Annotated in this window: 18 protein-coding genes; 9 read left to right on the forward strand and 9 right to left on the reverse strand. The window is 65.2% G+C overall.

All coding sequences use genetic code 11. The annotated features are described in order from the left end of the window. Window positions 1–31: 31 nt before the first annotated feature. The 7 genes from ACVMB0_RS28165 to ACVMB0_RS28195 all read left to right on the forward strand — a co-directional run bounded on the left by ACVMB0_RS28165 (window position 32) and on the right by ACVMB0_RS28195 (window position 7,655). The gene (locus ACVMB0_RS28165; RefSeq protein WP_461348331.1) at window positions 32–1,141 is read left to right on the forward strand and encodes a class II histone deacetylase; all 1,110 of its coding nucleotides are present in this window, start codon (window positions 32–34) and stop codon (window positions 1,139–1,141) included. 197 nt (window positions 1,142–1,338) lie between these two features. Beyond that, on the forward strand, window positions 1,339–2,577 hold the full coding sequence (locus ACVMB0_RS28170; RefSeq protein ID WP_461348332.1) for an ABC transporter substrate-binding protein: 1,239 nt from the start codon (window positions 1,339–1,341) through the stop codon (window positions 2,575–2,577). Then, on the forward strand, window positions 2,562–3,404 hold the full coding sequence (locus ACVMB0_RS28175; protein WP_461348333.1) for an ABC transporter ATP-binding protein: 843 nt from the start codon (window positions 2,562–2,564) through the stop codon (window positions 3,402–3,404). Before ACVMB0_RS28170 ends, ACVMB0_RS28175 begins: the two co-directional genes overlap by 16 nt. Next, window positions 3,397–4,125: an ABC transporter ATP-binding protein gene (locus ACVMB0_RS28180; RefSeq protein ID WP_456754493.1), complete on the forward strand. Its 729-nt coding sequence runs from the start codon at window positions 3,397–3,399 to the stop codon at window positions 4,123–4,125. Before ACVMB0_RS28175 ends, ACVMB0_RS28180 begins: the two co-directional genes overlap by 8 nt. 4 nt (window positions 4,126–4,129) lie before the next feature. Continuing rightward, entirely contained in the window at window positions 4,130–5,014 is an 885-nt protein-coding gene (locus ACVMB0_RS28185; RefSeq protein ID WP_461348334.1) for a branched-chain amino acid ABC transporter permease, read from the forward strand. 7 nt (window positions 5,015–5,021) lie between these two features. Next, window positions 5,022–6,059: a branched-chain amino acid ABC transporter permease gene (locus ACVMB0_RS28190; RefSeq protein ID WP_456754491.1), complete on the forward strand. Its 1,038-nt coding sequence runs from the start codon at window positions 5,022–5,024 to the stop codon at window positions 6,057–6,059. Between the two features lie 15 nt (window positions 6,060–6,074). Further along, entirely contained in the window at window positions 6,075–7,655 is a 1,581-nt protein-coding gene (locus ACVMB0_RS28195) for a GMC family oxidoreductase (RefSeq protein WP_461348335.1), read from the forward strand. Window positions 7,656–7,734: 79 nt separating this feature from the next. Here the strand turns inward: ACVMB0_RS28195 and ACVMB0_RS28200 are convergent, their stop codons facing one another. Further along, on the reverse strand, window positions 7,735–7,998 hold the full coding sequence (locus tag ACVMB0_RS28200) for a tautomerase family protein (RefSeq protein ID WP_461348336.1): 264 nt from the start codon (window positions 7,996–7,998) through the stop codon (window positions 7,735–7,737). A 153-nt stretch (window positions 7,999–8,151) separates the two neighbouring features. Here ACVMB0_RS28200 and ACVMB0_RS28205 point away from each other — a divergent pair, with 153 nt between their 5' ends. Next, window positions 8,152–9,129 (forward strand): GlxA family transcriptional regulator, encoded by a 978-nt coding sequence (locus ACVMB0_RS28205; protein WP_461348337.1) that lies wholly within the window; start codon window positions 8,152–8,154, stop codon window positions 9,127–9,129. Window positions 9,130–9,313: 184 nt separating this feature from the next. Continuing rightward, entirely contained in the window at window positions 9,314–10,543 is a 1,230-nt protein-coding gene (locus tag ACVMB0_RS28210; RefSeq protein WP_461348338.1) for an ABC transporter substrate-binding protein, read from the forward strand. Between the two features lie 328 nt (window positions 10,544–10,871). On the opposite strand, the gene ACVMB0_RS28215 is transcribed toward ACVMB0_RS28210, so the two are convergent. The 8 genes from ACVMB0_RS28215 to ACVMB0_RS28250 form a co-directional block, all read right to left on the reverse strand. Next, entirely contained in the window at window positions 10,872–11,846 is a 975-nt protein-coding gene (locus ACVMB0_RS28215) for a transposase (protein WP_461348339.1), read from the reverse strand. Between the two features lie 104 nt (window positions 11,847–11,950). Next, a complete protein-coding gene (locus ACVMB0_RS28220; protein ID WP_461348340.1) occupies window positions 11,951–13,018 on the reverse strand; it encodes an ABC transporter substrate-binding protein in 1,068 nt (355 codons plus the stop codon). A 70-nt stretch (window positions 13,019–13,088) separates the two neighbouring features. Then, window positions 13,089–15,392 (reverse strand): hybrid sensor histidine kinase/response regulator, encoded by a 2,304-nt coding sequence (locus ACVMB0_RS28225; protein WP_461348341.1) that lies wholly within the window; start codon window positions 15,390–15,392, stop codon window positions 13,089–13,091. A 351-nt stretch (window positions 15,393–15,743) separates the two neighbouring features. After that, window positions 15,744–17,105, reverse strand: coding sequence for an LLM class flavin-dependent oxidoreductase (locus tag ACVMB0_RS28230; protein ID WP_461348342.1), 1,362 nt, complete (start codon window positions 17,103–17,105; stop codon window positions 15,744–15,746). Between the two features lie 22 nt (window positions 17,106–17,127). After that, window positions 17,128–18,216: an LLM class flavin-dependent oxidoreductase gene (locus ACVMB0_RS28235; protein WP_461348343.1), complete on the reverse strand. Its 1,089-nt coding sequence runs from the start codon at window positions 18,214–18,216 to the stop codon at window positions 17,128–17,130. A gap of 16 nt (window positions 18,217–18,232) precedes the next feature. Further along, window positions 18,233–19,033: an ABC transporter ATP-binding protein gene (locus ACVMB0_RS28240; RefSeq protein WP_461348344.1), complete on the reverse strand. Its 801-nt coding sequence runs from the start codon at window positions 19,031–19,033 to the stop codon at window positions 18,233–18,235. Beyond that, entirely contained in the window at window positions 19,030–20,028 is a 999-nt protein-coding gene (locus ACVMB0_RS28245; RefSeq protein WP_461348345.1) for an ABC transporter substrate-binding protein, read from the reverse strand. Before ACVMB0_RS28245 ends, ACVMB0_RS28240 begins: the two co-directional genes overlap by 4 nt. Before the next feature lie 52 nt (window positions 20,029–20,080). Next, complete coding sequence (locus tag ACVMB0_RS28250; RefSeq protein WP_461348346.1) at window positions 20,081–20,920, reverse strand: ABC transporter permease; 840 nt, start codon at window positions 20,918–20,920, stop codon at window positions 20,081–20,083. Window positions 20,921–21,261: the final 341 nt, after the last annotated feature.

The raw sequence follows: 21,261 nt of genomic DNA on the forward strand, positions 1-21,261 counted from the left end.
GCGGGCGCGACAGGGACAAGGGATCGTTCGCATGGCTACTGGGTTCGTCTGCCATGAACTTTACATGTGGCACAACACCGGCAACTGGGCCCAGGTGTTTCCGCCGGGATTGACGATCCAGCCCGGCACTCATGCCGAGAATCCGGAGACCAAGCGCCGCTTCCGCAATTTGGTCGAGGTCAGCGGCCTGCTCGATCATCTCGTGCAGATCAAGCCGCGCGCGGCGACGGTGGCCGAGCTCGCCCGCGTCCACACGCCGGAGCATATCGCCCATATCAAGCACCTCAGCGACGCCGGCGGCGGCGATGCCAGCCAGCTGACGCCGCTCGGCGCCGGCAGCTACGAGATCGCATTGCTTGCAGCCGGCGGCGCCATTGCCGCGGGCGAAGCGGTCGCATCGGGCGCGGTCGAGACCGCCTATGCACTGGTCCGTCCGCCGGGACATCATGCCCGGCCGGAGCTGGGCATGGGGTTCTGCCTGTTCGCCAACGCCAGCATCGCGATCCGGCATTTGCAGGCCACCGGCCAGGTGGCGCGCGTCGCCGTGGTCGACTGGGACGTCCATCACGGCAACGGCACCCAGGCGGTGTTCTACGAAGACCCGAGCGTGCTGACGATCTCGCTGCACCAGGACAACCTGTTCCCGCCCGACTCCGGTGCGCTTGCCGAGAACGGCGATGGCGCAGGCGACGGCTACAACATCAATGTTCCGCTGCCGCCCGGCTCCGGCTTCGGCGCCTATCGCTCAGCATTCGAACGCGTCGTGCTGCCCGCGCTCTATCGCTTCGCACCCGACATGATCGTGGTGGCGTCGGGCTTCGATGCATCGGGCGTCGACCCGCTCGGCCGCATGATGCTGTCGTCGGCGGCGTATCGCGAGATGACGCGCATGCTGCGCGCCGCTGCCAAGACGTTGTGCAACGGCCGTATCCTGATGACGCATGAGGGCGGCTACTCCGAAATGTATGCGCCCTATTGCGGGCTCGCGGTGCTCGAGGAGTTGTCAGGCATCAAGACCGACATCGCGGATCCCTGGGAGCCGTTGATGGCCGCATGGGGCGGCAATGAATTGCAGCCGCATCAGGCCGAGGTGATCGATGCGGCCGCCGCGCTCGTCAGCCGGCTGCCTGCTGCGCGCTGACGATGGGATTGCTGAATGCGATTGCCGGATGCCATGGCACGGTTCGTGCAGTAATCGCTGCAACAGCCGCGGCCGTGCATCTCCTGCTTTAAAGGGAGGCGTCGGATAGTCCGCGCCGGAGACGAAGGGTACTGACGATCATGCTCGACCGACGTTCACTTCTCGGCGGCGTTGCCGCCGGCGCAGGTTCAATTGCAATGCTGGCGAGCTTGAACAACGGCGCGCGCGCCGCAGGCGGCCCGGTCAAGGTGGGCTCGGCCTTGCCGATGTCAGGTTTTGCCGCCGCTGACGGCATCGAGTTCAAGAACGGCCTCACGCTCGCCGCCGAAGAGATCAACGCCGCCGGCGGCATCCTGGGACGTCCGATCCAGATCGCGATCGAGGATACCAAGGAGATGGGCGCCGATATCGTGACCCAGGCGATGCAACGCCTGATCGATCGCCACTCGGCCAGCGCGATCATCAACGGCTACAATGTCGGCACCAACATGGTGGAGATGGACGTCGCCGCCGACAACGACGTGATCTTCGTGCACTACAACACGCTGATCTCGCACAACACGAAATTCCTCAGCGATCCGCAGCGCTACTACTCCTGCTTCCAGGGTGATCCGCCCGAGTTCTACTACGGCCCCGGCTTCTTGCTGTTCCTGAAATCGCTGATCGACAGCAAGCAGTGGAACCCGCCGAACAAGAAGATCGCGATCATCCCCTCGGCCAACGAATATTCGATCGTGATCGCCAACGCGATCCGCGACCGCGTCAAGGAATTCGGCTTCGAGCTCGGGCTTTATGAAACCGTGCCGTTCCCGACCAACCAATGGGGACCGACGCTCGCCAAGCTGCGTCAGGACCCGCCGGCCGCGATCGCGGTGACGCACTTCCTGCCGCAGGATCTGGCGCAGTTCATGACCCAGTTCCTGCCCGAGCCGACCCAGAGCCTGGTCTACATGCAATACGGGCCGTCACTCCCTGCATTCCGCGAGATCGGCAAGGAAGCCGTCAACGGCGTGATCTATTCCACCGTGATCGGCTGCCTGCCCGACGAATTCTCCGCGGCCTACCGCAAGACCTATCGGGAGAAGTTCGGCGCCAATGCCGCCTTCATCACGGGCTCGCAGACCTATGACGGGCTGTGGCACTACGCATTGTCGGCGGCGATCGCCGGCGGCGCCAGCGAGCCCAGCAACAAGGAGCAGACCCGCAAGATCTCGGAAGCGATGAAGCGGCTGATCTATCGCGGCGTCAACGGCATCTACCACGCCGATCCGAAGGGCCAGTCCGCCTTCTGCTATCCGACCCAGATCAAGGATCCGTCGCTCGGAATGGCGCACCAGTTCCTGCAACACCAGGACTACCGCACCGATCCCAAGCTGATCGCGCCCGCGCTCTACGCGACGGACACCATGAAGCTGCCGCCGTGGATCAAGGCGTAAAGGCCGACGCGGTGACCTCCCCTGACCAGACGAACGGCCCGCTGCTCGTCTGCGAGGACGTGACCAAGACCTTCGGGTCGCTCCGTGCGGTGCATGGTCTGTCCTTGAGCGTTCGCCCCGGCGAGGTGGTCGGGCTCGGCGGCCCGAATGGTGCCGGCAAGACGACATTCTTCGACGTCGTCACCGCCGTCACTGAGATCACCGAGGGCCGCATCCTGTTTGCGGGGCGCGACATCACCGGACTTGCGGCACATGAGGTGTGCCGCGCCGGAATCGCCCGCACCTTTCAGCTCAACGCGGCGTTCGACAGCCTTTCGGTGCAGGAGAATATCGAGGTCGCCGCGCATTTCGGCGACAGCAACCGCCGCTTCCCGGGCTTTGCGGTCAGCCGGGCCGCCCGGCAACGCGCCGCCGCAGCGCTCGATCTGGTCGGCATCGCCGGCCGCCAGCGCATCGCGCGCGACCTGCCGGTGCTCGACCGCAAGCTTCTGATGATCGCGGGCGCCGTTGCGACCTCTCCGCAACTGCTGCTGCTCGACGAACCGGTCGGCGGCCTCAGCCCGTCGGAGGTCGATCGCATCGCCGACGTCGTCAGGCGGCTGTCGGCATCGGGGATTGCGATCCTCTTGATCGAGCACGTCATGCGCTTCCTGCTCTCGCTGTCGACGCGCGTGGTGATCATGCACCACGGCAAATCGATCTTCGAAGGCGCGCCCTCGGCGGTCGCCGATGACCAGACCGTGGTCGAGACCTATCTGGGCAAGGCCGCCACCAACCGGCTCAAGGCCTTCTTCGTCAAGCAGCCGGAGCTCAGTGCCCATGGCTGACCCGTCCAATTCCTCCGGCCTCGTCGTCAACGGGCTCGTGACCGGCTACGACGCGCGCAACGTCCTCACCGGTGTCTCGCTGTCGCTCGATCCGGGCGAGCTCGTCACCGTGGTCGGCCCGAACGGACACGGCAAATCCACGCTGCTGCGCGCGATCTCCGGCCTGCTCCCGGTGCGCAAGGGATCGATCTCGCTGAATGGCCGCCTGATCTCCGGCCAGCCGGCGCATCGGGTCGCGGCCAGCGGCGTGATCCATGTGCCGCAAGGCGATCTGTTGTTCGCCGGCATGAGCGTTCTCGAGAACCTGCTGATGGGCGCTTATCTCGATTCCGACCAGGCGGCGGTGGCGCGGCGGCTCGATGAGGTCTTCACGCTGCTGCCGAAGCTCGCCGAGCGGCAGAGCCAGATTGCGGCCAGCCTGTCCGGCGGCGAGCGGCGGATGGTCGGCATCGGCCGCGGCTTGATGATGAAGGGCACCGTGATGCTGATCGACGAACCGTCGCTCGGCCTCGCCCCGATCATCATCGAGCAGATCTACGAGGTGATCGGGCGGTTGAAGGCCAGCGGCCGCACCATCCTGCTGGTCGAGGAGAACCCGGCGCGCGTCGCCGACATCGCCGACCGCATTCACCTGCTCGACAACGGTGCTTTCGTCTGGTCGGGCGAACCATCCGTGCTGTTGCAGCGCGACGAGCTGCTCGCAACCTATCTCGGAGGCTGATCGCGTGGAGATCATAGGACCCGTCATCGTCTCCGGGATCACCACCGGCGCGCTGTACGCGCTGGCGACGCTCGGCCTGTCGCTGGTCTGGGGCTCGCTCGGCATGCTCAATATGGCGCACGGAACGCTGTTGACGCTCGGCGGCTACGCCGCGTTCACCGCCGCCAGCCAGCTTGGCTTGCCTGTGCCGCTCGCGGTGCTTGCCGCCGCCGCGGTCGGCGGCGTGATCGGCGCGCTGATCTTCATGCTGGTCGCCTACCCGCTGTCGCGCCGCAGCCCGGAGACCTTCGAGACCACCATCATGATCGCGACCTTCGGGGTCGCGCTCACGCTCGAGAATGCCGTGCTGCGGCTCTATGGCGGCCAGCCGCTGGGGCAGCCGCTCTCGATCGGCGGCTCGATCAATCTCGGCGGCTTCGTGCTGCCCTGGCAGAACCTCGTCATCATCGTCAGCGCCGTCGCATTGATGGGGGCCACCGCGCTGTTCCTGACCCGAACCAGGACCGGCCGCGCCATTCGCGCCACCGCGCAGAATCCGGATGCCGCCAAGCTGATGGGCGTGCCGGTGGCGCGGGTCTATCTCCAGGTCCTGATCCTGTCCGGCATGCTCGCCGGCGTCTGCGGCGTGCTGGTGTCGTCGATCACCCAGCTCTCGCCCTCGCTCGGCGCCGATCCGATGCTGAAGGCCTTCATCATGTGCGTGGTGGCGGGGCTCGGCAACCTGCCCGGCGCGATCATCACCTCGTTCGGCCTCGCCATCGTCGAGGCGCTGGTCCAGTTCCTGGCCGGCGCGCGCTGGGGTTTTCCCGCGCTGCTGGCCATCGTGATCCTGGTGCTGATCCGCCGGCCCGGCGGGTTGTTCGGCCGGGTCGACGTCCGACGTCTGTGAGGCCGATGTGAAACGCAGTGATCTCGCCAACCTCCTGATCGGTCTCGTCGTGCTCGCCGCGGCGGTTGCGTTGCCGTTCTATGTCGACAGCCGCTACGTGATCGGCCAGGTCACGCTCGGCCTGTTTTATGCGATCGTCGCCTCGCAGTGGAACCTGCTGTTCGGCTTCTCCGGCGTGTTCTCGCTGGCGCAGATGGCGCTGTTCGGCTTCGGCGGCTACGCCACCGCGATGCTGTGCTTCTATTTCGGTCTCAACGTCTGGGCTGCGATGCCGCTCGCGGCGATCGCGACCGTGCTGTTCAGCCTGGTGATCGGTGCGGCTTGCCTGCGCCTCAGCGGCGCCTATACCGCGCTGCTGACGCTCGCGGTCGCGCAGGTGATGTATCTGTTGATCGTCACCGACACCGACTGCTTCGTGATGGTCGGCACCCAGTGCCGGCAACTCACCGGCGGCGCGGTCGGCTTCGCGCGCTTCGGCGATCTCGGCACCCGCGCGATGTTCAAGGCCAAGTTCCTGGTCGCGGACTACGCGCTGGTGGTGGCGCTCTTCGCGATCACGATGCTGTTCACCTGGGCCATCATCCGCGGCCCGATCGGGCTTGCCTTCCGCGCGCTGCGCGACAATCCCGGCTGCGCCATGGCCCGCGGCATCAGCCGCTTCCAGATGCAATTGCTGGTGTTCGGCCTGTCGGCGTTCTTCACCGGGCTCGCCGGCGGGCTCTATGCCGCGCATTTCAATGCGATCGGCCCCGGCGTGCTGTCGTTCTCGCAGCTGTTCTTCATCATCGCGATGGTGGTGGTGGGCGGCATCGGCCGTCTCTGGGGGCCGCTGGTCGGCGCCATCGTGCTGGTCGCCGCCGACGAGGCGATGCGCGAGATCGGCGAATTCCGCTCGCTCGGGCTCGGCATCATCATCGCCGCTGTCATGGTGCTGATGCCGAACGGCCTGATCGGCTTGTTTGAGAGCATCTGGGACCGCTTGCGCCGGCTGCGCTCGCGCGGTCCCGCGATGACGGCAGAAATCTCCGGCGACACGCCGGCGTGACCAATGGAGTGACAGATGTACGATACGATCATCGTGGGCGCAGGTTCGGCCGGCTGCGTGCTGGCCAATCGGTTGTCCGCCGATCCTGCCCGCAAGGTGCTGGTGCTGGAGGCGGGCCGCGCCGCGCCGCTGGCGTCCGACATCCCCTCGGACTGGCCGACGATGTTCAACACCGCGGTCGATTGGGGGTTCTACACCGAGCCCCAGGCCGGCTGTCGCGGCCGCCGGGTGTTCTGGCCGCGCGGCAAGATGGTCGGCGGCTCTGGCGCGATGAACGCAATGATCTACATCCGCGGCCTGCCCTCCGATTATGATGGCTGGGAAAAGGCCGGCTGCACCGGCTGGGGCTGGCGCAACGTGCTGCCTGACTTCATCGCCTTCGAGAACAATGGCGATTTCACCGACAGCCCGCTGCACGGCACCAAGGGCCCGCTGTATGTCGCCCATGTTCCGTTCGTCGATCCCCACGAAAAACTCTGGCTGGAAGCGGCCAACGCCGCCGGTCATGCGCACAATCGCGACTTCAACGGCGCGAGCCAGGAAGGCGCCGGCTTCTTCCAGTTCGTGATCAAGCAGGGCGAGCGGTTCGGCACCGGCAAGGCCTATCTGCGTCCCGCATTGGAACGGCCGAATCTGACGGTCAGGACCGGCGTCCGCGTGATCCGCGTGATCGTCGAGAAGGGCCGCGCCACCGGGGTCGACTATCTCGAGAACGGCCAGCTCAAGACCGCACACGCGGCCGGCGATGTCGTAATGTCATCAGGCGCGATCGGCTCCGCGCAGCAATTGCTGCTGTCGGGCATCGGTCCCGCCGATGAACTGAAGGCCGTCGGCGTCACGCCGGTGCACGATTTGCCCGGCGTCGGCAAGGACCTTCAGGACCACATCAACATCCCCATCACCTTCTACACCAAGGAGAAGATCGGCGTCGGCGCCTGGACCGACGAGAGCCTGGAGGCCAGCCTGAAGGAGTGGCAGGACAGCCGCAGCGGTCCCCGCTCCTCGCCCTGGGTCGCCGCCGGCGCCCATGTCCGCAGCCGCCCCGATGTCGAGCCCGATTTGCAGCTCTATGGCGCCATCAGCCCGCACCGCGACTACGTGCGCTTCCTGTCCTCGAAGCCCGGCATCACCCTGCACTCGACCTTGCAGCGGCCGAACAGCCGCGGCGAGCTGACGCTGCGCTCGGCCGATCCGCTCGAATACCCCGCGATCGATCCGCGCTATTTCTCGTCCGATCCAAGCGGCAGCGACATCGCAACGCTGATCGAAGGCGTCAAGATCAACCGCCGCATCGCGGCGCAGTCGCCGCTCAAGGAGCTGATCGAGGGCGAGATCACGCCGAGCGTGGAGGCGACCAGCGATGCCGACATCGCCGACTACGTCCGCGGCCATTGCACGACGCTGTACCATGCGTCCTCGACCTGCCGCATGGGCAATGACGGGATGGCGGTGGTCGATCCCACAAGCTTCAAGGTGCATGGCCTCGAAGGCCTCCGCGTCGCCGACGCCTCGGTGATCCCGATCATGATCTCGGGCAACATCCAGACGCCGACGATCCTGATCGCCGAACGCGCCGCCGCCGCGATCGCCGCATAAACGCATCTGCGCCGATCTTCCCGATCGTGCGTGCAAAAGGCGCTTCCGGCGGAAGCGCCTTTTGTCGTCGTCGCGGCCGTTACACCTTCACTTTCGCAATCCGCCGCCCGCCGGCGTCAAGCGGCCCGAAGTTGCCCGCGATCATGTCCGGTGACGGGATCATGCCGCCGAGCGACCAGCTCGCCGGCTCGCCCTCCTCGATCTTGACCCAGACGTTGCGGCGAAACTCCGGGTTGCCCTGTCCCTCGATCTCGACCATGAGATCGGTGACGCGCTCGAGCATCGCGCGCTTCTGCGCGACGTCAAAGATGCCGCGGACGGTGGAAATGGTGACGTAAGGCATGGTCTCTCTCCAATTGCTGAGGTTGTGACAGCGCCACGAAGATGGACCGGCGGGGCACAATCAGGCAGTGGCCGATAAGACAGAGATCGGGCAATATCTGCCATCGCCGGATCGTGCCGATCGGGTAGGATGACCGCAGATTCCGGAGGTCCCATGAAGCTTGCGATCCTTGCGCTGGAAGGCTGCATGCAATCGGCGGACGCCGGCATCGCCGACATCCTCACCCTTGCCAACCACGTGATGCAGCTGCGCGGCGGCAAGGCGCGCTTCAGCTGGCAAACCCTGTCGCTCGACGGCAAGGCGGTGCGCGCCGGTGGCGGCAAGCTGCTCGCCGTCGATGGCGCCATCGGCAAGCGGATGGCCTGTGACGCGATCATCGTGCCGGGCAGCCTGGTCGACCATCTGACCGCCGAGCGCCTGCAACCGCAATACGACCGCGCCGGCGCCTGGCTGCGCCAGCAGCACGCGAGCGGCCGGCTGATCGGCGCCTTCTGCAGCGGCGTGCTGCTGCTCGCCAATGCCGGCCTGCTCGACGGCCGCCGTGCCACCATTACCTGGTGGCTGCAAAGCGAGCTGCGCCGCCGCCATCCCAAGGTCGACCTCGCCAGCGATGCCGTCATCACCCAGGCCGACCGTCTGGTCTGCGCCGCCGGCCCGATGTCGTGGGTCGATCTGCTGCTGCGGCTGATCGAGCTGGTCGAAGGCGCGGAGGTCGCAAAGGTCTGCGCCGACTATGCCGTGATCGACACCGCGCAGCGCACCCAGGCGATCTTCATGCCGCTCGGCTACATGTTCGGGCAGGACCCGCTGCTGATCAAGGCGGACATGCTGGTGCGCCGCGCCGGCAAGGCGCCGGTCACGGTGCGCAGCCTCGCGCATGCGCTGGGCCTGAGCGAGCGCACCTTGAACCGCCGCTTCCGCGAATTGACCCACGAGCCGCCGCAGGCCTTCATCATGCGACGCCGCGTCGAACATGCCCGCACGCTCCTGGAGACCACGGCGCAACCGATCAAGGCGATCGCCCGCGCCACGGGCTACGAGGACGAGAGCAGCTTTCGCAAGGCCTTCCGCAAGCTGACGCTGCTGTCGCCGCAGGCCTATCGCGCGCAGCGCACGATGCGTGCGGTGTAGCCCGGAATTTCCCGGAAGATTACGGTCAGCAACATTGACGAACTGCGTGAAACGATGCGACGCGGCACGCACGCTTTGACGTTCGGAATCGACAATGATCGGTGCCGGGTGTTCACTCACGGCAAGGACCCGGAAGCGGCCGCGATAAAACAGACACGCTCATTTTGCATTTGGGAGAAACGAAATGTCTTTCGTCGCTCGACGAATGGCGGCGCTTTCGACCGCCATCATTATTCTCGCTGTCTGTTCCGGCAGCGCATTTGCCCAGAAGAAATATGACACCGGCGCAACCGATACCGAAATCAAGATCGGCAACATCATGCCGTACAGCGGGCCGGCATCCGCCTATGGCACCAGCGGCCGAGCTCAGGCGGCCTATTTCCGCAAGATCAATGCCGAAGGCGGCATCAATGGCCGCAGGATCAATTTCATCTCCTATGATGACGGCTACAGCCCGCCGAAAACGGTCGAGCAGGCGCGCAAGCTGGTCGAGGGCGACGAGGTCTTGCTGATCTTCGCCGCGCTCGGCACGGCGCCCAACGGCGCCATTCAGAAATACATGAACACGAAGAAGGTGCCGCAGCTGTTCATTCAGACCGGTGCCACCAAATGGAATGATCCGCAGAACTTTCCGTGGACCATGGGCTGGCAGCCCAGCTACCAGAGCGAGGGACGGATCTACGCCAAGCACATCTTGAAGGAAAAGCCGAACGGCAGGATCGCTGTCCTCTACCAGAACGACGATTACGGCAAGGACTACCTCAAGGGCCTGAAGGACGGCCTCGGCGACAAGGCGGCATCGATGATCGTTGTCGAGGATGCGTATGAGGTCGCCGAGCCGACCATCGACACGCACATCGTCAAGATGAAATCGATGAATGCCGACGTGTTCGTCGACATCGCCACGCCGAAGTTCGCGGCCCAGGCCATCAAGAAGACAGCCGAGATCGGCTGGAAGCCGTTGCACATCCTCAATTCGGTCGCCTCTTCGATCGGCGCCGTGATCCAGCCTGCGGGCTTCGAGAACGCCCAAGGCGTCATCTCGGTGGCCTACCTGATGGATCCTCTCGACCCGCAATGGAAGGACGATCCCGGCATGAAGGCGTTCGACGAATATCTCGCCAAATACTTCCCCGAAGGCAATCGGGCGGACGGCCTGGTGGTGACGGGTTACAATTCCGCCCAGACACTGGTCCAGGTGCTGAAGCAGTGCGGTGACGATCTCACGCGCGCGAACGTGATGAGACAGGCCGCGAACCTGAAGGCCTTCCGGACCACCAACCTGCTGCCCGGAATTACCATCAACACCAGCCCGATCGATTTCGCGCCGATCAAGCAGATGCAGCTCAGACGGCTCAAGGGCGAGCGATGGGAGCTGTTCGGACCGATGCTCAGCGCGGAAATCGGAGGCTAGCAGTTCGCAGGCACCGCATCGTTGCCCCGGCATCCGCCCATGTGCGTTAAGGTAGTGGATACATGGTTTGATAGCGGCGCTTTTTCCTCGGGGGCTCGCGGAGGTGTCGGCGAAGAGTGGAGAGAGATCGGCGAAGGCGAGCCATTGTCGGCTGCGGAATGATCGCCTGCAGGAGTGGGGCGACGAGTTGGCGGAGCAAGCGCCACGCGCCGGGGCGGGTCAGGCGGCGTCCGCCAAGCGGGGAGAGTCCTCGAGTTCGTCGACAAGCGGCTCGAGCAAGAGAATAACCAGCAGATGAGCGAGGATGTGAGGTCGGGCCGTTCGTTCGTCAGTTCCCGGCGGCCCCTTCAGGGCCGATCAGGCTCTTCAGTCGCTTGAAGCCCAGTTCGATCCGCCAGCGCAGGCGATAGAGGGCGAGAACATCATCCGCGGTGAAGTCATCCGGAGCAAGTGAGGTGACCAGGATGACCCAATCGGCGGCCTCAAGCGTTTGCTTGGAGAGCTGATGGCCTCCCTTCTGTGCGGTCCGGTGCGCCTTGCGTCGTGCCTCGGCAGCAGCCTGTTGCGGCTTCTTGATGGCGACCAGACGCACGGCGAGCGGCGCGCCGTGCTTGGGTTTGATCCAAATCGGACAATCGATGAGGCCTCGTTCCGCCGCCTTGCGCAGCTCAGCCATGAGGTCCAGCGCACAGCCTTTGCAATCGAGCCAGCGCGCGCTCTTCCAACCAGCCCGAATGACGAAGTCTGCGCCGGCCTCGATCAGCCGTGCCATGCGTTCCGGCTGCAAATAGGCCCGATCGGCAAGACGGATTTCGCCCGCAACCACCGGGATCCGGTCGAGCGTCTCGCCTTCTTGCTGATCGGTCAGTTCGAAGTGGCCAAATCGTTCCTGCGGAAGATCGAACGCGCTGTGAATGCGCCACACCTCGTTCTTCTTCCTGGCATCCAGCGCTTTCTTCGGCACCGTGGTAGCATCGATGATCCGGATCAAGCGACCTCGGCTTGCCTTCGGGGCAGCGGCAGCAAGCGCCTGACCCACCAGCAGCGCCAGCCAATCTCCGCACTGACGCAAACGATACAGCAACGCCACGCAGGAAATGTCGACAAGGCCGACCGATGTCGCCCATGCCGCCGTCGAGCGAAGTCCCCGCTCACTCAAACAATAAGCCAGGATCAGCCGCAGCAAATCCACCGCACTCCTAATCTCGCGCGGACGCACGAAAGCCTTCGTCTCACGTGCCGTGCGATTGAGTGCTTCTGCCCCACCGAGCCGGGTCACGACGCCCGCCCAGTCGCCATTCACCAGCGATTCGTGTGTCATTCCATGCTGGAATCACAAACGATTCCGCCACACAAGCCTATTTTAACGCCGATGGGCATCCGCCGGGACGACGAGGTGATTGACGTCTATACGCGAAACAGCTTCGCGTACCTTGCCTTGATCTCCTCGCTCTGCGCCTGCACCTGGGCCGGATCGGCCTTCAGCATCTTCAGTTTGTCGAGCGGCACGTGGCCCGCCTTCTCCTTCACCTTGCCGTGGAACGAGCGGTGCGCGAACTCGTCGGCCAGCATCTGCTGCGTCTCGGCGCTGAACAAGTAGCTCTGGAACAGCCGGGCCGCATTCGGGTTCGGTGCGTTCTTGAAGATGCCGCTCGGCACGATGATCAGCGGCGCGCCCTCGGCCGGATAGACCACCTCGACCGGCTTGCCCTGGTCCTTGGCCAGCACGAGGTTGTAGTCGTTGCCGTCGGCCATGACGGCGCGTTCGCCGAGCAAAATCTTCTTCGGCGGATCGGCCGCCGACTGCACCTGCATCACCCGCTGCTGCGAAAGCTTTTCCAGATACGGCCAGCCGAGGTCGCGCGCCAGCACGAAGGTCGCGGTCATGATCGCACCGGAGTAGCCCGGGTGGCCCTTGACGATCTTGCCACGCCATTTGGGATCGAGCAGGTCGGCGTAGCTCTTCGGCGCCTCCTCGCGCTTGACCTGCTCGGTATTGTAGCCGATCACCTCGAACCAGGCGCAGGACGTCGCGGACGTGCCGTCGGGATCGATCTGGTCGGCGGGAAAATTCCTGGCGACCTCTTCCGGCAGATAGGCCGCGAGCCAGTCGTTCTTCTTCCAGTCGAGATAATGCGCGGGATCGGTCGAGTTGGCGACGTCGACGGCATGGATGCCGCTGCCCTGCTCCTGCGCGATGCGCTGGAAGATCCGCTCGGCGCCCGAGCGCTCGACGCGGACGCTGATCCCGGGATATTTCTGCTCGAAGTCGCGCGCGAGCCGCTCGGCGGTGTTCAATTCCAGCGCGCTGTAGAACGAGATCTTGCCTTCCGTCTTGGCCGCCGCGATCAGCTCCGGCGTCACCGCTTCCGCCGGCGGCGTCGCCGCCCTCAAGGGTTCGGCGAACACCATGCCGGCCGCGGTCGCTGCCGTCACCTTGAGCCAGTCGCGTCTCGACCATTTGCGGTCCTGCATTCCATGCTCCCCAAAATCGGGCCGTTGACCGGCCGCGCCGTTGTTGCAAGAGCATAGCAGCCTGGGCGTCCTACGTCTTCTCCGGCGGATTCTCGCGCAGGAAGCGTTCGAGATCGGGCTGCACGGAGTAAGGCTGCGGAACCGGATCGCCCTGGAAGTCGACCTGAAGATCGAGGCAGCGTCGCAGCATGCGCGCCAGCTCGCTGCGCCGATACGGCTTGGTCAGGAGTGGGATGCCGTGACCGCTGCGCCCCTGCTGTGCCGGCAGCGCGCCGTCGCTGTAACCCGAGGTGAACAGCACCCGCAGCGCCGGCCGCCCGACCATCAGCCAATCGGCGAGTTGCCGGCCGTTCATGCTGCCGGGCATCACGATATCGGTGAACAGCAGATCGAACGTGGTGCCGCGATTGACGATCTCGAGCGCGGCGTCCGCGTTCGCGGCCACCAGCACCTTGTAACCGAGGCTCTCGAGCTGCTCGGTGACGTAGGCGCGGATCGTGGGATCGTCCTCGACGCACAGGATGGTCTCGCTGCCGCCCCTCACCGGCTGATCGTCCTCCTCGGCGGGGCGCGGTGCCGCGCCATCGGCCTTGGGCAGATAGATCCTGAAGATCGCGCCGCGTCCCGGCTCGCTCTTGACCTCGATGCCGCCACCGCTCTGCTTGACGAAGCCGAACACCATGCTGAGCCCGAGCCCGGTGCCCTGCCCGACCTGCTTGGTGGAGAAGAACGGATCGAAGATTTTCTCCAGGTGCGACGGCGAAATCCCGGTGCCGGTGTCGCTCACTTCGATCACGAGATGGTCGCCGGCGCGCTCGACGCCGCGCGCCACGGCGTCGGGAACGCCGAGCTGGACGTTGCGGGTCGTAAACGTCAGCGTGCCGCCCTCGGGCATGGCATCGCGCGCATTGATGGCGAGATTGACCAGCGCAGCACCGAGCTGGCTGCGGTCGACAAAGGCGAGCCAGGCGCCGCGGCTAAGCTCGGTCCTGATCTCGGTCTGCGAGCCGAGCGTCTGCGACAGCAACCGCACCACCTCGCCGATCAGGTCGTTGACGTCGGTCTCGGCGGGCTGCAGCGGCTGCTTGCGCGCGAAGGCCAACAGGCTCGAGGTGAGCTGTGCGCCGCGATCGGCGGCATCGCTGATCAGCTTGGCGATCGCGGCAAGCTGCGGGTTGTCCTTGACGCCGTCGGCAAGGATCTCGACCGTGCCGGTGATCACGGTCAGCATGTTGTTGAAGTCGTGCGCGATGCCGCCGGTCAACCGCCCGAGCGATTCGGTTCGCTGCGCCTGGATCAGCTGCTCCTCGGCGATCCGCCGCTGGGTGATGTCGCGCACGAAGGCATTGATGACGTAACCGTCGCCGCGCCTGAGCGCATTGAGCGACACCTCGACGAAGAACCGGTGGCCGTCGCGGTGCACGGATTCGGACTCGTAGCGCATCCCCATGCCGCCGCCGGCGGTCTCCTGCAGGAATCGGGCGATCCGCTGCCTGTGCGCATCCCGAAGCTGCTCCGGAAACACCAACTCCACCACCCGGCAGCCGACCGCCTCGGAGCGCGTCCAGCCGCTCAGCGCCTCGGCCTGCGGGCTCCAGTCGAGCACGATGCCGTCCTGGTCGGTCTGGACGAAGGCGTCGAGCGCGGTCCTGATGATGGCCTGTGCCATCTGCTCGCTGTCGACCAGCGCCTGATGCGCCCGCCGTTGCGCGGTCACATCGTGCAGCACGGCGACCGCGCCGCGCAGCTTGCCGGCGTCGTCGCGCAACGGCCTGGCGTTGGCGACGATGCAGAGCTCCGGATCCGGCGACAGCGGTCTGACGATCAGCTCGAAATCGTCGACGTCATCGCCGCGCAACGCGCGCGCCACCGGCGTGTCCGAGATCGGCATCACGGTCGTGCCGTCGGCATAATAGTTCTGGAAGCTGCGAACCCCGGTCAGGGTGTCGAAGCCGGGTTCGACCTTGTACAGCCGCCGCGCCGCAGCATTGGCGATCACGACCACCCCATGCTGCTCGACGACCACCACCGGATCGCGGATGCTCTCGATGGTCTTCTCCAGCAGGATCTGCCTGCTGCCCAATTGCGCCGACAGCTCGGCAAGCGTCGCGGCGAGCCGCGCGGCCTCGGGATTGCCATCAGCGCGGATCGGCGCCGGCTCGCCACGCGACAGCGTCTCCGCCGCCCGTGTCATCTGGGCGAGCGGCTCGGACGTTGACCTCGCAATCCCCTCAGCACTCATCAACACCACCGCAACCACACCACCCGCGAGCAGGATGCCCGGCCAGGTGACGCCATGGATGAAGCCCGGCGCGAGCAGCAGCACGACGGCCGGACGCATCATCTCGACCGCCAGACGGCCCGACAAATTCATCCCGACCGACTCATCGCCAGCCGCTGCACCGGAAAATGGAAAAGGAAAACAGTGTCAGAAAGGACGTCGGCGCCGGGGCAATATCGGGTGGCTTGCCCCTTTGCTTAGCCGAGTCCGGGCTGCCAATCCGCCACTTTCGTGTCCGTATAAGTACGGAGACAGGCCGCAGGCATGGGCCGATGCCGGATGAACCGGTCCCAGTATGGGGCGGATCGGGGTCGATTGCGGCGATCTTCGCGTGATCGCCGGCCCGGCTCGGGCGACGGCGGAGACGTTCACCGCCTCGCGGGAAGGCCTTGTCAAACGCGACGTGGCGCGGGAGCGAACCCCGCGGACCTCCTGCAATGCGCGTCAGCCCTGCAGCCTGGAGGTGTTGGAGAGAACCGACGCCGGCTTGGCTAGGCCGAGATGATCGCGAAAGGTCGAACCGGAATATTCGGTCCGGTAGAGGCCGCGCCGCTGCAATTCGGGGACGACCAGGCTGGTGAAGGCCTCGACGGATTCCGGCACATAAGGCGGGAAGATATTGAAGCCGTCGGCCGCCCGTTCATCGAACCAGAACTGAATGTGATCGGCGACCTCCCTCGGATTGCCGACCACGACCGCGCCGGTGCTGATGTGTCCGATGATGAGATCGCGATAGGTCAGACGGTTGGGACCTTTGACGTCGCGGCGGGTGAGCCGCGTGACATCGGCAAACAGCCGCCGGCCGTTTTCATTGACCTCCGCCAGCACCGCGGGATCGACCGGCGCATCCCGGTCCTGACCGGAAACGTCGACGCCGATCGCGGCCGACACCGCGGTGAGGTTGCGGCGCTTGCCCATCCTGCCCAGGGATCCGTAGCGGCTGGCCTCGCCGCCATCGCCCTCGGGCTCCAGCGCGATGAAGGAATTGAGGTGGTCGAAGATCGCGACCGCCTTCTCGGTGGTCTCCGCGACGACGGGAGTGAGCCCGGGCAGGATCGCGATGTCGGCATCGCGCCTGCCGTATTTACCGGCCCTGGATTTGACGTCCGCGTAGTAGGCCTTCGCGCTCTCGATCGTCGCCTGGCCGGCGAAGATGACATCGGCATCGCGCGCGCCGAGTTCGCGCGAACGGTCCGAGGTGCCGGCGTGCAGGATCACCGGGTGGCCCTGCGGCGGGCGCCTGACATTCAGCGGCCCGGCGACGTCGAAATAGCGCCCCTTGTGGTGCAGCGGCGTGATCGCATCGCTATCCCAGAGCCCCCGCACCACGGCGACGAATTCGTCCGCCCAGTCGTAGCGCCGCTCGGTGTCCCAATGGGCCTGGCGGGAGAAATTGCCCGCGGCGATCTCATCGGCGCCGGTCACCAGATTCCATGACGCGCGGCCCTGGCTCAAATGATCCAGCGACGCCAGCATCCGCGCGAGATTGTACGGATCGTAATAGGTCGGATTGGCCGTGACGACGATGCCGATATGGCTAGTCGCGGCCGCCAGGCTCGCGCCGGACACGAACGGCTCGAGGCGCGACATCTGCGAGGGATTGGTGGTTTGCAGGCTCGGATCGCTCGCGAGCCGATCGCCAAGGAACAGGAAGTCGAACTTGGCCGCCTCCACAAGCCGGGTGACCCGCTGCAGGAACTCGATGTCGAAGGCAGCACCTGCATGCGAGGACGGATAGCGCCAGCCGCTCGGGTGTGTGCCACCGGCCCAGAACATCAGGCCGAAATGCAATTCTCGCTTGGACATGATGAAACGCTCGCAGGATGGTTCAGGCAGCCGTGCTGGCCGGCTGTGGCGCCTGGTGTTCGAAGACATTGCGCGGCCGGGCCAGGCCGAGCCTGTCGCGCAGGCTGGCCGATCCGTCGCCGGAGCGCAGCCGTTGCCGCCGCACCAGTTCCGGGACGACATCGCGGGCAAAGGCATCGAGGCCGCGGCCGACGACCCGAGGCGCCACCAGCAGACCATCCAGCGTCACGGCATTCGCCAGCGACTCGATCCGGTCAGAGATCGCTGACGGGGTGCCCGACAGATGATTGACGGCCGACGTCCCTGGCGCGGCTGCCGTATGGTCCAGCCCGATGAACGGCACGATCTCCGCAAACAGGCGCACGCGCTCATCGCGCTGCGCGGCCCGCGCAGCCGCGAGCACGCCGTCACGCAAGGCGACGACGTCGCCCTCCGTCCCGGCCCCGAGGATGGCGATATCGGCGTGCCGTCCCGCGAACTCCGCCGACCGCTTGTCCACCACGCGGTGAGCGACGATGACCTGGCCCTGAGGCGGCCGAGCGACGTTCAGCGGTCCCTTCACCGCGAACGAAGGCCCTAGGTGATCGATCGGATGGATCTTGCTGCCATCGACGAACACGCCGCTGTGCTTGTCGCGAACAAAGGCATCGTCCTCCCAGCTATCCCAGAGCCGGCGCGCGATATCGAGGATCTCGCCGGCACGCGCATAGTGGAGGTCAGGCGCAACCGCGGCCTGCCCGTAATTGGCCCCGGCAGGATCGACCGCGCCGGTCGAGACCAGCCAGCCGGCCCGCCCATGCGTGACATGATCGAGCGAGGCGGCGAGCCGCGTCACATTATACGGCTCGACATAGCTGGTGTTGGCCGCCGCGATCAGACCGATACGGCGCGTCCTGGTCGCGAGAAAGGACGCCGTCGTGAACGCTTCGCTGCGGGCAGGCGCGGCATCGCCGACGCTGTCGTCGATCAGGAGGAAGCCAAAGCCGGCCTCCTCCAGGTCGCGCGCAAGACTGGTCAGGTGGACGGGATTCAGCGGATCGAAGCTTTCGTCATGCGTCTGCTGGCCGGATTGCGGCGCATAGAGAAAGCCGAGGTGGAGCGGTTTGGCCATGTTGGTCTCCGTTCAGTCAGGCCACGGTTGCGGTCGCCGCTGGCTCCAGCGCGCGGAGTGCCTCGTAGATCCGGGCTTCGCGTTGCAGAAGCTCGATGTCGCCCCGCCGACGCGGGCGCGGCAGGTCGAGGGTGACGATCTCGGCGATCCGTCCGGGCCGCGGTGACAGCAGCACGATGCGATCGGCAAGGAACACCGCCTCGCCGACGTCGTGCGTCACGAACACGATGGTCTTGCGGCGCTGCTGCCAGATTCGGATCAGGTCTTCCTGCAGCCTGTTGCGGGTGACGTAGTCGACCGCGCCGAACGGCTCATCCATCAGGATGACATCGGGGTCATTGACGAGCGCACGCGCGATGCCGGCGCGCTGCTTCATGCCCCCGGAGATCTGGTGCGGGAATTTGCCGCCGAAGCCGTCGAGCCCCACCAGCGCCAGATGCTCATCGACCAAACGCCGGGCTTGTTGCTTGTCCACGCCGCGTAATTCGAGCCCGAGGCTGACATTGGCCGCAACCGTTCGCCACGGATAGAGCGAGGCATCCTGGAATACGACGCCGAGCTCTCCGCCGGGGCCGTCGATCGGCTTGTTGCGAAACAGCACCGAGCCGCCGCTCGGCTGCTGCAACCCGGCGAGGATTTCCAGCAGCGTGCTCTTGCCGCAGCCGCTGGGTCCGAGCAGCACGACGAACTCGCCCTCCTCGACCGAGAAGCTGATGTTGCTGAGCGCACGCACCGGCGGCGTGCCGGGATAGATCTTGTCGAGAGACCTGATGGTGAAGGCAGGCATGCCCTCGCGCTCCTGCTTGCTCTCGCTCACTGCGTCTTGCGCCCGGGATAGACGAACGGCTTCACGTACTCCTGGGGAATGAAGCGCTCATCGATGTATTTGGCGGCGTCGTAGAACTCCTTCTGGTTGCCGACATCGATCTCGAGCTGCTGGGTGTCGTGGATCGCCTTCGGATCGATCGCCGGATTGGCGTCCCAGACGTCGTCCTCCTGATAGAGGGCGCGCTTCACCGCCTCCGGATTGATCTTCAGACGGGCCTGCAGCCAGGGCAGGTATTCGTCGTAATGCGCCTTGGCGTAGGTGTAGGACTTGAAGTAGGCCCGCAGGCCGCGCCGCAGCAGATCGGGATCCCCGGCGATGACAGCGTCGCCCGCGATCAGGACGCCGGTGTGATAGGTCGGCAGATAATCCCAGGCCCGCGCCAGCGTGGTCGAGACTCCCTCGATCTCCCCGAGCGCCGCGAAGGGCTGATGGATGATGGTGGCGTCGACCTGGCCGGTCTCCAGCGCGCCGTAGGCCTTCTCGGTCGCTCCGGCGGCAAACAGCGTCACGTCGCGGTCGGGATCGATGCCTTCGGCCCGCAGCAGATAACGCGCGACCGACGCGAGGTTGCCGCTGGTGTCGGGTCCGACACCGATCGTCTTGCCCTTCAGGTCCGCAAACGACTTGATGCCTTTGCGCGCGATCAGGAAATACGGCCCCTTCGAACGGAACGCGGCGGCGACGATCTTGATCGGCGCTCCCAGGGCGGCAGCACGCAGATAGACGCTGGTCGGCCCGAAGGCGAAGGTCACGTCGCCGCGCGAGGTAGCGGTGACCGGATCCTGCGTCCCAACGAACTCGACGTTCAGGCCTTCCTCGGCGAAGAACCCCTTCTCCACGCCGAACACGATCGGCTGCTGCGTATAGCTTGTGGTGTCCTGCAGTTTGAGGGTTTTCTTCTCCTGCGCACCGGCCGCCGCGGCGAAGCCAAGCGCAAGTGCGGTCAAGACAAGCAGACGAGCCGGTAGGCCTGTTGAGAGCATGATCGATCCCTTCGAAACGAACTTTGGCGGGAAGACGCGGAACCGGGATCGGTCAGACGTATTTCCACTTGAGCAAGACACGCCGCTCGAGCAGATCCACCAGATAGATGATCAGCAATGCGATCGACGTGACGAGAATGACCAGGGCGAAGACACCGGCGGTGTCGTAGATGCCCGACAGCTTGTTGAGCAGGTTGCCGACGCCGGCCTTGGAGGCGACGATCTCGGCAAAGAGAGTCGCAAGCAGGCAGGTCGCCGCCTCGATGCGCACCGCGGCCACGATCGACGGCGTGGCGGACGGCAGCACCACCTTCCAGATGATCTGACGCTGGCTCGCGCCGAGCGCCCGCGCGACCTTGATATGGTTGTCCTGCACCTGCTTGATGCCGGCAATCGTGTTGAAGACGAACAGGAAGTAGCAAAACAGGAAGATGATGAACACCTTGTGTTCGAAGCCGAGGCCCAGATAGAGCGTGAGCAGCGGAATGATGGTGACCTTCGGGATCGCCATGAACCAGATCAGGAACGGGTTGAGAAACCGGTGCACCTTCGGGAACAGGCCCATCGCGATGCCGGTCGCGATCCCGAGGATCGCGCTCAGCGCCACGCCGACGCCGGCCTCTGCGAGGGTCACCGAAAGATGAAACAGCAAATTCTCCCTGGTGAAGAGCTGAGGGAAAGCGCCAAGAATCTGCGTCGGTGACGCCAGATAGATTCGTTTCACTGCACCGCTATCGACCGCGACCTGCACGGCCAGCAGGATCGCGGCGACCACCAGCATCTGGATGATAACGATCCACGGCAGCCTGGCGGCGTAAGAGCGTAGCGTCTTGCTTCTATCCTTGTCAGCGGCCTGAACATCAACGACGGTTTCGATCGACTCGACTGACATAACCACGTCCCATTACGCAACGGTCGAAGATCACGCTTGCGACCGCGCTCTTGCAGTGCAAGCAAGCTAGACCATTTCGACAGAGAAGATATTCCATAGTTTCGAGCCAGGCGTGATGACCTATCTCGCAAAGCCGCGTGCGACAGTGAAGGAATATGCAGATGAACTACGCAACGCTCGCGAACACCGGAATCCAGGTGTCCCGAATTACGTCGCGTGTTCGAGCGGTGGACCGAAGGATTGGATGCCGCGGGCGGTGAGCGAGGAATTTCGGTTACTGCCTCTGTACCGGCGAGCAGTGTCCCCTTACGCGCGTGCCACTGAGTTGCCCGACGTCACAA

Source organism: Bradyrhizobium sp. USDA 4451 (assembly GCF_054822585.1).

Bases quoted from the DNA above. Each gene is read 5' to 3' on its own strand.
- ACVMB0_RS28225 (WP_461348341.1), bottom strand. From the start codon at position 15,392: ATGAATTTGTCGGGCCGTCTGGCGGTCGAGATGATGCGTCCGGCCGTC.
- ACVMB0_RS28165 (WP_461348331.1), top strand. From the start codon at position 32: ATGGCTACTGGGTTCGTCTGCCATGAACTTTACATGTGGCACAACACC.
- ACVMB0_RS28235 (WP_461348343.1), bottom strand. From the start codon at position 18,216: ATGGCCAAACCGCTCCACCTCGGCTTTCTCTATGCGCCGCAATCCGGC.
- ACVMB0_RS28195 (WP_461348335.1), top strand. From the start codon at position 6,075: ATGTACGATACGATCATCGTGGGCGCAGGTTCGGCCGGCTGCGTGCTG.
- ACVMB0_RS28180 (WP_456754493.1), top strand. From the start codon at position 3,397: ATGGCTGACCCGTCCAATTCCTCCGGCCTCGTCGTCAACGGGCTCGTG.
- ACVMB0_RS28220 (WP_461348340.1), bottom strand. From the start codon at position 13,018: ATGCAGGACCGCAAATGGTCGAGACGCGACTGGCTCAAGGTGACGGCA.
- ACVMB0_RS28205 (WP_461348337.1), top strand. From the start codon at position 8,152: ATGAAGCTTGCGATCCTTGCGCTGGAAGGCTGCATGCAATCGGCGGAC.
- ACVMB0_RS28245 (WP_461348345.1), bottom strand. From the start codon at position 20,028: ATGCTCTCAACAGGCCTACCGGCTCGTCTGCTTGTCTTGACCGCACTT.
- ACVMB0_RS28250 (WP_461348346.1), bottom strand. From the start codon at position 20,920: ATGTCAGTCGAGTCGATCGAAACCGTCGTTGATGTTCAGGCCGCTGAC.
- ACVMB0_RS28170 (WP_461348332.1), top strand. From the start codon at position 1,339: ATGCTGGCGAGCTTGAACAACGGCGCGCGCGCCGCAGGCGGCCCGGTC.
- ACVMB0_RS28230 (WP_461348342.1), bottom strand. From the start codon at position 17,105: ATGTCCAAGCGAGAATTGCATTTCGGCCTGATGTTCTGGGCCGGTGGC.
- ACVMB0_RS28210 (WP_461348338.1), top strand. From the start codon at position 9,314: ATGTCTTTCGTCGCTCGACGAATGGCGGCGCTTTCGACCGCCATCATT.
- ACVMB0_RS28200 (WP_461348336.1), bottom strand. From the start codon at position 7,998: ATGCCTTACGTCACCATTTCCACCGTCCGCGGCATCTTTGACGTCGCG.